The following is a 10,103-nucleotide window of genomic DNA, read 5'->3' on the forward strand; positions in this document are numbered from 1 at the left end:
CCGACAAAAACCTCTTACATATCTAATTCTTATCAGGAAAGTCTAAAATCCATAGACACAAGATTTTTTACAGCCTCGATAGAACTTTGCGAGTTCGAGTGACGGATAAAATCCCGGAAATGCTGATAAAATGGGCGTTTCCGGGATTGCTTTATGCCTGTTGGCTCTAAAATGGCTCTAATTATTTGATGAATACTGGATTTGGGGCGGGTATCGTGATACCTGCTTTTTTAATACAGAGGAATTTCGCCCTCATAGTTGTCGGCTCTTTCCAACAGAGGACCGGTTGCGCCCATTGTAAAAGCTATATCACTGCTTCGGATAGACAATAGTTCCATTCCAACATTCAGATTAAGAAAGTCTAATATCTGCTGATTAAGCTGAATTATACCATTCTTTGAAATATTTACCCAACAGTATGACCGCCCTTTGTATTTGACAAATTCGCCCTCTGCGGTCTGATAATTCAGTAAAGCCGGATTATCAGTAAGAATGTGTCCTAACTTTGATGGTTCTAACAATCCTTTTCTTGTCACACAAAAGCCGCCAGTGACCTTGCTTCCAGTAAAAAGATAGACTTTTCTCTCTGCTGTGGCGTTGTACTCTGTAAGAGCCTGTGTTGGGAGATGGATTGTCAAGTCATCTCGTATCAGCGATTTTCCGAAAATAAATTTACCGCCTTTATTCATCTGTGGCATATATCATCAACTCCTTTTCTTAAAAGTGGAAGTCCACTATACCACAAGAAAATTCAAATGTCACTAAGGCTCTCTAAAGTGTGGCAAGTTATTTTTCGGCATAGCGAGAATGATTAGTTGTCGGGATATATTTTTTAGAGAGAGCCTGTTGCCTCTAATTGTTTTCGGAAGCGTTATTCTCCGAGTAGTAATGGAACGCTTTTACGATATAATCAGAAGCCCCCTCTCCATATTTGTTATCAGTCATGTTTTTGATATAATTGCTTGAATATGTGTCGATAAGAACATTGATATAGGGCTTATCGAGGGATACGCTGGTGCTATTTTCCTGTATAAGCCGCAATAGTTCGTGTACAATGGATTGTATTTTAGGGGAGGAAACATCTTCTGACAAATTAGTGGTTAGTCTGCCATACAGAATATCAGATTGTTTTCCAATTTCTTTCACTTCTTCCGTTAGTTGTGTTTCCATGAGTTCAGAGAAATGCTCTAAATTATGTTTCATGGCTTCGGTGTATTTTTCAATACTGCCGAATTGGTGAATAGCAAGTTTAGCTACCTCTGCTTCATCATCTTTAATTTTTAAAAGAAACATATCAAAATTTTCAATACTTCCCCAGTGCTTGATAACATCATCAGTGCTGTTATTTTTAAAATCCTCTAATGCGGTAATGTAATCAGACAGGTCAAATTCTTTAAAACTCATACATTGCTCTCCTTTCTCTAAGCGGCTAAGAAGCTGTATAAGTTTGTCTGTCCGATTGCGCTTCAGCAAAAGCAATTCTTTTTGTCTTTTGAAAGCATTGATCTTGTCAAAGTCGGGTTTTTGCAGAATTTCTTTAATCTCTTTCAGCTTAAATCCCAATTCCTTAAAAAACAGGATTTGTTGTAGCTTTTGCAAGGCTTCATCATCATATAGGCGATAGCCGGATTCGGTCAATTCGCTTGGCTTTAACAATCCAATCTCGTCATAGTATTGTAGTGTTCGTGTGCTTATGCCTGTTAATTCTGCAACTTGGCTTATGGTTCGCATTCTTATCAGCTCCTTAAATTTGTGAAGAAGCAAGACAGAGAGATTGCCGGCTTATATCTATTCTGCTCCTATGAGAAAAGAATACAGTATCACGTTACGTGGAAGTCAATACTTTTTGCTCAAAAATTTTTCATTCATTTTCGGGATAAATTTTTACAGATATACCCCTAACACCCTTTTTGACAATCTTACTGTCATCAAGAATACTCTGCTTAACAGCGTCTAAATCCTTTGAGAGTGCTTCAATCGCCCGTTGGTGTTCTTCTTCTGACGAGAAGCGTTCCGTATCATTCAAAAGGTTCTCCTGCAATTCCCTTGCTTTCATGTATACGCCCAACTTATGATTGAGCAGGGAGTTCAGAAAGGATATTTTGATTGTAGCGGGATTGAAACTTCCGTCCTCATACCTCTCTGCTTCAAAGTTCATATCTAATTGCTCGTCCATTTTCAAAATCAAAGACAATACATCTGACACTGTTTCTATATCAAAATCCATGAAAACATTGATACTGATACCCAAAGCATTTGCAATTTTCATCAGTTGGTCGGGCTTTGGATTGCGGATGCCATACTCGTACTTTTTAATTGTGGCGGAATTGATGCCGGAAAGCTGACCGAGCGTTTCCTGTGATATGCCGCGCAAATTCCGAAAGTGTTTAATCTTTTCCCCGGTAGTCATGCCAATACCTCCAATTTTGTGATTTTCGTTAGTGCTTAGTTCAATTCTATCACATCAGGACACATTTGTGTATAAAAATTTAAAATAAATACTTGACGTTCACAAAAGTGTACCGTATAATAAAAACATAAAGGTCACATATGTGTACCTAAAATAAAAAAGGAAAGGACAGGACTATATGGAGAATGGAAAGAAAATGTATGTAACGGCAGAGGAAGCGGCTGAAATGCTTGGTGTATCAACGGGTTATGCCTATAAGATTATCCGGGGGCTGAATGAGGAACTGAAAGCAAAGGGCTATCGGACAATCTGCGGCAAAGTCCCGACAAAATACTTTGAAGAAAAATTCTACGGTCTGACCGTAGCCATGTAGGAAACACCCTGAGGGTATACCACTATGGCGAGAGGACACGCCAACAATAAGGAAAGGAGAGATTTTATGTCAGCGACAAGGGACGGAAAGATGTGGCGTTGCCAGTTCTATTATAAGGACTGGCAGGGCGTAAGCCACAAGAAGAACAAGAGGGGATTTAAGACAAAAGCGGAAGCGGAACAGTGGGAGCGTGACTTCCTGCAACAGCAGCAGAGGAATTTAGACATCAATTTTGAAAACTTCGTACAAATCTATTATGAGGATATGGAACACCGTCTGCGTGAAAACACCATGCGTACAAAGAAATTCATTATTGATTTGAAAATCATTCCGTATTTCAAGAAAAAGAATATGAATGAGATTAAGGTTTCCGACATTCGGGCTTGGCAAAATGCACTGATGAAAAAAGGATATTCGGAAACGTATCTGAAAACAGTCAATAATCAGTTGTCGGCTATTTTCAATTATGCGGTTCGGTACTATGATTTGAAAGACAATCCATGCAGGAAAGCCGGGAGTATCGGAAAGAGCCATGCAGGGGAAAAGGAGTTTTGGACGAAGCAGGAGTTTAAGCAGTTTCTTGTGACTGTGGAGAACAAGCCGGAAACAAAAATGGCGTTTCTTCTCCTTTACTGGACGGGAATGAGGATTGGAGAATTACTTGCTCTTACCTACAATGATATTGACTTAGAGAAGCGCACCATTTCCGTAAACAAGTCTTATCAGCGGATAGAGGGAAGGGATATTATCACACCGCCTAAAACGCCAAAGAGCAAACGTATCATAACGATACCGCCGTTTCTGACAGAAGAATTAAAAGAGTATACTTCGCACTTATACGGAATTATGGCAGACGAAAGAATGTTCCGTTTTACAAAATCCTATATGGAGCATGAAATTATTAGAGGTATCAAGGCTTCGGGAGTAAAAAGAATACGTTTGCACGATATTCGTCATTCCCACGCTTCGTTACTCGTGGAAATGGGGTTTACGCCATTAGCGATTGCGGAACGGTTGGGGCATGAGAAAATCGAAACAACATTAAATACTTATTCACATTTATACCCCAATAAGCAGGGAGAACTTGCGGATAAATTGGAAATTGAGAACAGCAGGGAGGAAGAAGAATGAGTGGAGTGCATAAATACCCAACAATCAGCTTTCGCATTTCCCCCAGAGAGAGGGAAGAAATCGAAGCAAAGATTTTGGCAAGCGGACTTTCTAAGAAAGATTATTTTGTCCGTTCCTGCATTTATAATCGGGTGTGCGTGGTCGGCAAAAAAGAACTGGTTTACCAGTTGGTAGAGGAACTAAAGATAATGCAGACAAATATCCGGGAAGTGACGGAACAGTTTGAAAAGACAGAGGTAGATTTAACGCCGGAGGGATTGGAAGATATGCGGAATGACTGTCTTGATATGCTGAAAGCTATCCTGTGGGTGTTGGACGGAGCAAAATATCTGTGGCAGGGCAACACCAACGGAGAAGAAAAAAGCCCCGACAGCGGCAACTGTTAGGGCTGTGATAACTGGAAAACCTCTGTTATCAACCTCACAATATCAGTATAACAGAGGTTTCTTCCAGTGGCAACGATTTTTCAGAAATGGAGGGCATTATGGAAGAAACAAAAATCGAATTACAGTTGATTAAATTGTCGGAGATACAGTCGCAGGAAGTTTCTTGGCTGTGGTTTCCATTTATCCCCTATGGCAAGCTGACAATTATTCAAGGCGACCCGGGCGACGGAAAGACAACATTTATTCTGAATATAGCGGCGAAACTGTCTAAGGGAGAAAATTTAGACAGTGGAATGAATTTTACAGAGCCTTTGAATGTAATCTATCAGAGTGCGGAGGACGGTCTTGCCGATACGGTAAAGCCCCGTTTAGAACAGGCAGGGGCAGACTGTGAGAAAATCTCTGTCATTGACGAAAGGATAAAATCCCTTTCTATGATAGATATACGGCTGGAAGAAGCTGTTATAAAGACAGGTGCAAAGTTGCTGATTTTAGACCCGATACAAGCCTATTTGGGCGGCGGCATGGATATGAACCGGGCAAACGAAGCAAGGGATATGACAAAGAAATTAGCGGCACTTGCAGAGAAATACCAGTGTGCGATTGTTCTTGTCGGGCATATGAACAAGGCGGCAGGAAATAAGGCGGCGTATCGGGGAATGGGTTCGATTGATTTCTTTGCAGTTGCTAGAAGCGTCCTCTTAGTCGGCAGGGTTGAGGGGGAAGAAAATATAAGGGCTGTGGTGCAGATTAAAAACAACCTTGCGGCGTTCGGACACCCGAAAGCATTTGCACTGTCGGAGGACGGTTTTCAGTGGCTGGGGGATTATGAGATTACCGCTGATGAAGTCTTGGGCGGTATTGCTCCTAAAGCAAATAAAATGGAACAGGCGAAACGATTACTCCGGGAACTGGCAGAAACAAACAACGCCATGCAGAGCAATGAGATTTTTAATCTTGCGGAGGAACAGGGCATATCAAAACGGACACTGGAAAATGCGAAGAAAGAGTTAGGTATTCGGGCGAAGCGGATAAACAATACATGGTATTGGGAACTGGATAAAATCAGACAGTGACGGACAGGCAAGGTAACAGCGCAACAATGCAGGGTATTAGAATTTTGCAGTCTTGGAATTGCGCTCTTGAAGATTGCAAGGTTGCAAAAATTATAGACATTGCAATGTTGCGCTGTTGAGAGAAAGCAGGGAAGCTGCGGTATCAAGGCGGCGAAAAGCCGCCCACCGTCCGAAGGACGGAAAGCCCCTGGCAGGGCGCAAAACCTGCTTGCAGGTTGCATTTTTGATAGGCTTGCCTGTCAAAAGTGCTTTTGCGTTACTTTCGCAGAAAGTAACAAAGGCTATGCGCCGTGTCCGGCGCTCATTACCCGATAGGGAGAAAGGGAAATTGATTGAAGCGGACTATCAGCGTTATGACAGGGAAAGGCTCTGTCAACCACAACAGCAGAAAATTCCACGCAAAGAACACTGACCCGGAACGGAGTTGTCTGAACGTGGAATACTGCAACGAAAATATCAAAGATGTTTACCATGAATTATTTGATGAAGCACTCGCCTGGTACAATGAGAAGCAGAGCAGAAGTGATCGCCGGATTGATGATTACTATGAGAAAATCTGTTCCGGCAAACAGGAAAAGCCGTTCCATGAGATTATTTTGCAAATCGGGAATAAAGACGATATGGGAGCAAAGACAGAGGACGGACAGCTTGCGGCAAAAATACTTGATAAATATATGCAGGACTTCCAACAGCGCAATCCTACATTGAGGGTGTTCTCTGCCTATCTCCACATGGACGAAGCCACACCGCATCTGCATATAGATTTCGTACCCTATACGACTGGAAGCAAGAGAGGGCTTGAAACAAGGGTGTCATTAAAAAAGGCACTGGCAGAACTTGGCTTCAAAGGCGGCACAAGGAGCGAAACGGAACGTAACCAGTGGGTAGCGGCAGAGAAAGAACATCTTGCGGAGATTATGCTAAAGCATGATATTGAGTGGGAGAAAAAGGGAACACATGAGAAGCATTTATCGGTTTTGGATTTTGAGAAAAAGGAACGTGCAAAAGAGGTTGCAGAGCTGGAACAGACAATCTCCGGCAGTAAAGAGGAATTATCTTCCATTCTTTATCAGCAGATAGCGGCAGGACGGGAAACGGAGCAAATACGGAAAGAGGGCGAAGCAATCCGACAGGAAGTATCAGAACTTTCCGCTACAAATCATTTTCTAAAAGAACAGACGGAAACACTGACAGGGGATAAAGAAAAGCTGTTATCCGAAAATGAAAAGTTGGAGAAACAGCAGAAAAAGTTACAGCAGGAAATCAACAAAATGGTACAGTCAAAGGAAGCTATGGAGAGAAATATCCATGCCTATGATGAAGATGTAAAATGGCAGTTGGCAGAGCCGGGGACATTGATGAGCGCAAAAAACTATCGGGAGAAAAAGGCACTTCCACTTGTGGAGAAATTAAAAGAGATAGTAAAAAGTCTGACTATTAAATGCGTACAGCTTACCGAGCAGGGCAAGAAGCTGACCGCTAAAGTGGACGGGCAACAAGTACAGATTAGCCGCTTGACGGACAAGGTTATGGAACAGAGCGACACCATATACCGATTGCAGGAAAAAGCGACTGATTTAGGACGTTTGGAGCGTCATTTAGGCAAGGAACAGGTGCAGTTGATAGTGGAACGGTCAAAGGCAATAGAACAGGCAGAAAGGGCAAATAAACGCTCGGAACGTGCCTTTGAAATGAGCCGATAGGAAAGGGGATTGATAGGATATGACCGATATGGAAAAGAAAGTTATGGTGCGGCTGTGTGCTAAAATCGTGGCAGATACAGACCTTTACGAAATGGACAAGGAAGTGCAAAATCTGATAGACTGGGTATGTCTGTCGGAACAGATAAAGGAAAACAACAATACAATCCGCAATCTGACCGGGGAATATAAGAAGATAGAGCCGGATTGCCGGGAGGGAGTGCGGGAGCAGTTGGAGCGAATGAAAGAACTCTGCAAAGAGCGCAATAGTCTGTATGAGAAACAGAACGATTTGAAAGGGCGGAAACAGCAGATAGAGAAAGCATTGGAGCGATAAAAAATATGGGGCGTGGCGGTTGCTGTGCCCTATATTTTTGTGGTAATTGTAGAGAGGGAGTGGTATAATCAAATCTGTAAGTTTAGGTTGGGAGGTAAAAAAGTGAAACGCTGCATTGTAGTAACCGATATAGTTGCATAATAACTATCAGAACATGGAGGATTTTAAAATGACTATATCGGAGAATAAAATTTATCCCCGGACAGATGATACTCAAACAGTTTATTTGAAAAACGTGATTACCAGTGACAGAATTAAAATTGGCGATTATACAATGTACAATGATTTTGTGCATGACCCACGGGAATTTGAAAAGAATAATGTATTGTATCACTATCCTGTCAATGGAGATCAGTTACAAATTGGTAAGTTCTGTTCTATTGCTTGTGGAGCAAAGTTTCTGTTTACCAGTGCAAATCATACAATGTCTTCGCTTTCTACATATCCATTTCCAATATTTTTTGAGGAATGGGGATTGGACGTAAAAGAGATTACAAGTGCATGGGACAACAAAGGCGATATTGTAATCGGCAATGATGTTTGGATCGGCTTTGAAGCAGTTATTCTATCTGGTGTAACAATTGGTGATGGAGCGATTATTGGGACACGAGCAGTTGTTACAAAAGATGTACCGCCTTATACGATTGTTGGAGGTGTTCCTGCAAAACCGATACGAAAACGGTTTTCTGACGGTGTGATTTCTGAATTATTGAAAGTTCAATGGTGGAATTGGTCTGAAAACAGGATTAAGAAAAACATTGCGGCGATTCAATCAGGTCGAATTGAGGATTTGGAATAATTGGTAACATTTGTGTGGGAATACAGTTTCCTACAACGTTATGTCTGAAAAAAAGATAGAATATTTCCTTAGTAATGATTTGAACATGGTGCTAGCACCATGTAAGTTAATGCAGATAAGGGAAAGGCAGTAATGTGGTAGTTCGCAATATCAAGCGGATTGCCACATTTTTATGGAAAAATAGACGGTTATGTGGTAATATATAGGAGCAAAGATAAAAACACAACGCAAGGCATTCTTGCAGAACTGGTAGGTAGTCCAGTCGCACCATTATGGTGTAAGTAGCCCTCCCTCCTTAGGGTCGTCCGTTCTTTGTTTATTACAATTATTTTAAGGAGGAATTGTCATGGACAAAGTTTCGGGAAAGTTGACAGTATTTTTTGAGGAACCTTTTTGGGTGGGAGTGTTTGAATGTGTATCAGACGGAAAGTTATCTGTATGTAAGGTTACGTTTGGCGCAGAACCAAAAGACTATGAGGTTTATGATTTTGTTCTGAAAAATTACTATCGGTTGCGATTTAGTCCGGCTGTGGCAACTGATGTAAAAGAAGTAGGTCGCAATCCTAAACGGGTACAGCGTGAGGTGCGGAAACAGGTACAAAATACCGGGATAGGAACAAAATCGCAACAGGCTTTGAAATTACAGCAGGAGCAGTTGAAAACTGAACGCAGGATTGTGAGCCGGGAACAACGTGAAGCAGAGAAACAGCGGCAGTTTGAACTGAAACAGCAAAAAAGGAAAGAAAAACATAGGGGCAGGTAATACCTGCTCCGGCATTTCCTAATGAAATGTAAATGCTGTATTGTTACGCTTTAGGGTGCGTGAAACGCTCGTTTTATAAGGCTTTAAAAGTGTAAAAACGATAGCAACGACCTTTTATAATTATGTTGATAAAAAGGGGCTTCGATTGCGTAACGTAGTGAATAATGATTTTTCCTTATTGATATAATTACATGGTGCTAGCACCATGTAGATATGGCAGTCGAGGAGAAAATCTGTGATACCCGTATGATACCTGTTTGCTCTGAAACTGTAAATACGGCGTGAAATATGGATATTATAGCTATGAAAACCCTTAAAAAGCAATCAAATATTTAACGATTATGTTATATCCATAGGGAGTTCGAATAAACAAAAATGTTTAGTGAATCCAGTATTTATGCGGGTTTGCGGGCTTTGGAAAGGTCTTTTGATAACAAATTGATAACAGTTGTTTGAATGCGATTATTCTTGCTGTCTGATGGTTTACAGGTGGGAGAATGATTTTTAAGCGGTTTAGATGACTGAAATAAATCCATATTATAACGCCCTTAGCTGTGGGTAGGAACTCATGGCTAAGGGCGTTTTTTGTCGTGTTTGTCAATCAGTTTTTAGTTTGTCTTTAAATGATTCGACTAAGACATCGCTCAATTCCTTAGAGGGGACTTTCGCCCAATGCTGCGTGGTGTCAAATTTTGGGTAATTGTACCGCCACTGGTCGTAATCTTCCCTGCTGATTTCTTCGGCAGAGAGTTTGTCCGCCTGCTCTTTCCAAGCGCAGAGCATTTTCAGCAATTCGGCGGCATCCTTGCTTTTGTCTTTGCTGACCTTTAAGCAGACTTCACCGTCTGTTTCGCTGACGGTAAGACCGTAAATGTCCTCAAGGGCAAATAAGGTGTGCATAAGTCCGATGTAGCTGTCAATGTCGGGTATGTCCAGAGCCTGTGGCGCAACGTCCAGAGCCTGCGCCAGTGCAGCCGTCAAGTCTGCTTTTGGTTTACGAGAGCCTGTTTCATACTGTGCCAGACGCACGTCTGCGCTCCGTTCGGGAAAACCGACAAGCATACCAAGATATTTCTGTGTCATGCCCCGCATGATGCGGAAAAAATGTATTCTTTCGCCAATTGCCAT

General features: G+C 41.7%; 12 protein-coding genes. 8 read left to right on the top strand and 4 right to left on the bottom strand.

From position 1 onward, the window contains the following. Positions 1 to 230 precede the first annotated feature (230 nt). The 3 genes from NFR99_RS13485 to NFR99_RS13495 all read right to left on the bottom strand — a co-directional run bounded on the left by NFR99_RS13485 (position 231) and on the right by NFR99_RS13495 (position 2,410). On the bottom strand, positions 231 to 698 hold the full coding sequence (locus NFR99_RS13485) for a hypothetical protein (protein ID WP_251353913.1): 468 nt from the start codon (positions 696 to 698) through the stop codon (positions 231 to 233). 154 nt (positions 699 to 852) lie between these two features. Next, on the bottom strand, positions 853 to 1,731 hold the full coding sequence (locus NFR99_RS13490; protein ID WP_251353914.1) for a MerR family transcriptional regulator: 879 nt from the start codon (positions 1,729 to 1,731) through the stop codon (positions 853 to 855). A 130-nt stretch (positions 1,732 to 1,861) separates the two neighbouring features. Beyond that, positions 1,862 to 2,410, bottom strand: a complete 549-nt coding sequence (locus tag NFR99_RS13495; RefSeq protein WP_251353915.1) for a helix-turn-helix domain-containing protein — start codon at positions 2,408 to 2,410, stop codon at positions 1,862 to 1,864. Positions 2,411 to 2,588: 178 nt separating this feature from the next. On the opposite strand from NFR99_RS13495, the gene NFR99_RS13500 reads away from it, so the two are divergent. The 8 genes from NFR99_RS13500 (at position 2,589) to NFR99_RS13535 (ending at position 8,975) form a co-directional block, all read left to right on the top strand. Continuing rightward, positions 2,589 to 2,783 (top strand): MerR family transcriptional regulator, encoded by a 195-nt coding sequence (locus NFR99_RS13500; protein WP_004080072.1) that lies wholly within the window; start codon positions 2,589 to 2,591, stop codon positions 2,781 to 2,783. Between the two features lie 66 nt (positions 2,784 to 2,849). Next, on the top strand, positions 2,850 to 3,914 hold the full coding sequence (locus tag NFR99_RS13505; protein WP_251353916.1) for a site-specific integrase: 1,065 nt from the start codon (positions 2,850 to 2,852) through the stop codon (positions 3,912 to 3,914). Further along, positions 3,911 to 4,300, top strand: a complete 390-nt coding sequence (locus tag NFR99_RS13510) for a plasmid mobilization protein (protein ID WP_120486472.1) — start codon at positions 3,911 to 3,913, stop codon at positions 4,298 to 4,300. Before NFR99_RS13505 ends, NFR99_RS13510 begins: the two co-directional genes overlap by 4 nt. A gap of 98 nt (positions 4,301 to 4,398) precedes the next feature. After that, positions 4,399 to 5,376, top strand: a complete 978-nt coding sequence (locus NFR99_RS13515; RefSeq protein WP_251353917.1) for an AAA family ATPase — start codon at positions 4,399 to 4,401, stop codon at positions 5,374 to 5,376. 353 nt (positions 5,377 to 5,729) lie between these two features. Continuing rightward, a complete protein-coding gene (locus NFR99_RS13520; protein ID WP_251353919.1) occupies positions 5,730 to 7,079 on the top strand; it encodes a plasmid recombination protein in 1,350 nt (449 codons plus the stop codon). 19 nt (positions 7,080 to 7,098) lie between these two features. After that, on the top strand, positions 7,099 to 7,413 hold the full coding sequence (locus NFR99_RS13525; RefSeq protein WP_251353918.1) for a hypothetical protein: 315 nt from the start codon (positions 7,099 to 7,101) through the stop codon (positions 7,411 to 7,413). A 169-nt stretch (positions 7,414 to 7,582) separates the two neighbouring features. After that, positions 7,583 to 8,212 (top strand): CatB-related O-acetyltransferase, encoded by a 630-nt coding sequence (locus NFR99_RS13530; protein WP_135976589.1) that lies wholly within the window; start codon positions 7,583 to 7,585, stop codon positions 8,210 to 8,212. A gap of 346 nt (positions 8,213 to 8,558) precedes the next feature. Beyond that, positions 8,559 to 8,975 (top strand): YjdF family protein, encoded by a 417-nt coding sequence (locus NFR99_RS13535; RefSeq protein WP_135976588.1) that lies wholly within the window; start codon positions 8,559 to 8,561, stop codon positions 8,973 to 8,975. Between the two features lie 597 nt (positions 8,976 to 9,572). On the opposite strand, the gene NFR99_RS13540 is transcribed toward NFR99_RS13535, so the two are convergent. Continuing rightward, on the bottom strand, positions 9,573 to 10,103 hold a 531-nt coding region (locus NFR99_RS13540), incomplete at its 5' end, for a helix-turn-helix domain-containing protein (protein ID WP_135976587.1).

It is taken from the genome of Hominisplanchenecus murintestinalis (assembly GCF_943193015.1).
In the GTDB taxonomy this organism is placed as follows: Bacteria; Bacillota; Clostridia; order Lachnospirales; family Lachnospiraceae; genus Hominisplanchenecus_A; species Hominisplanchenecus_A murintestinalis.

What these genes read in the sequence shown, in the direction of transcription:
- NFR99_RS13485 (WP_251353913.1), bottom strand. Translation starts at nt 698, where the DNA reads ATGCCACAGATGAATAAAGGCGGTAAATTTATTTTCGGAAAATCGCTG.
- NFR99_RS13490 (WP_251353914.1), bottom strand. Translation starts at nt 1,731, where the DNA reads ATGCGAACCATAAGCCAAGTTGCAGAATTAACAGGCATAAGCACACGA.
- NFR99_RS13495 (WP_251353915.1), bottom strand. Translation starts at nt 2,410, where the DNA reads ATGACTACCGGGGAAAAGATTAAACACTTTCGGAATTTGCGCGGCATA.
- NFR99_RS13500 (WP_004080072.1), top strand. Translation starts at nt 2,589, where the DNA reads ATGGAGAATGGAAAGAAAATGTATGTAACGGCAGAGGAAGCGGCTGAA.
- NFR99_RS13505 (WP_251353916.1), top strand. Translation starts at nt 2,850, where the DNA reads ATGTCAGCGACAAGGGACGGAAAGATGTGGCGTTGCCAGTTCTATTAT.
- NFR99_RS13510 (WP_120486472.1), top strand. Translation starts at nt 3,911, where the DNA reads ATGAGTGGAGTGCATAAATACCCAACAATCAGCTTTCGCATTTCCCCC.
- NFR99_RS13515 (WP_251353917.1), top strand. Translation starts at nt 4,399, where the DNA reads ATGGAAGAAACAAAAATCGAATTACAGTTGATTAAATTGTCGGAGATA.
- NFR99_RS13520 (WP_251353919.1), top strand. Translation starts at nt 5,730, where the DNA reads ATGACAGGGAAAGGCTCTGTCAACCACAACAGCAGAAAATTCCACGCA.
- NFR99_RS13525 (WP_251353918.1), top strand. Translation starts at nt 7,099, where the DNA reads ATGACCGATATGGAAAAGAAAGTTATGGTGCGGCTGTGTGCTAAAATC.
- NFR99_RS13530 (WP_135976589.1), top strand. Translation starts at nt 7,583, where the DNA reads ATGACTATATCGGAGAATAAAATTTATCCCCGGACAGATGATACTCAA.
- NFR99_RS13535 (WP_135976588.1), top strand. Translation starts at nt 8,559, where the DNA reads ATGGACAAAGTTTCGGGAAAGTTGACAGTATTTTTTGAGGAACCTTTT.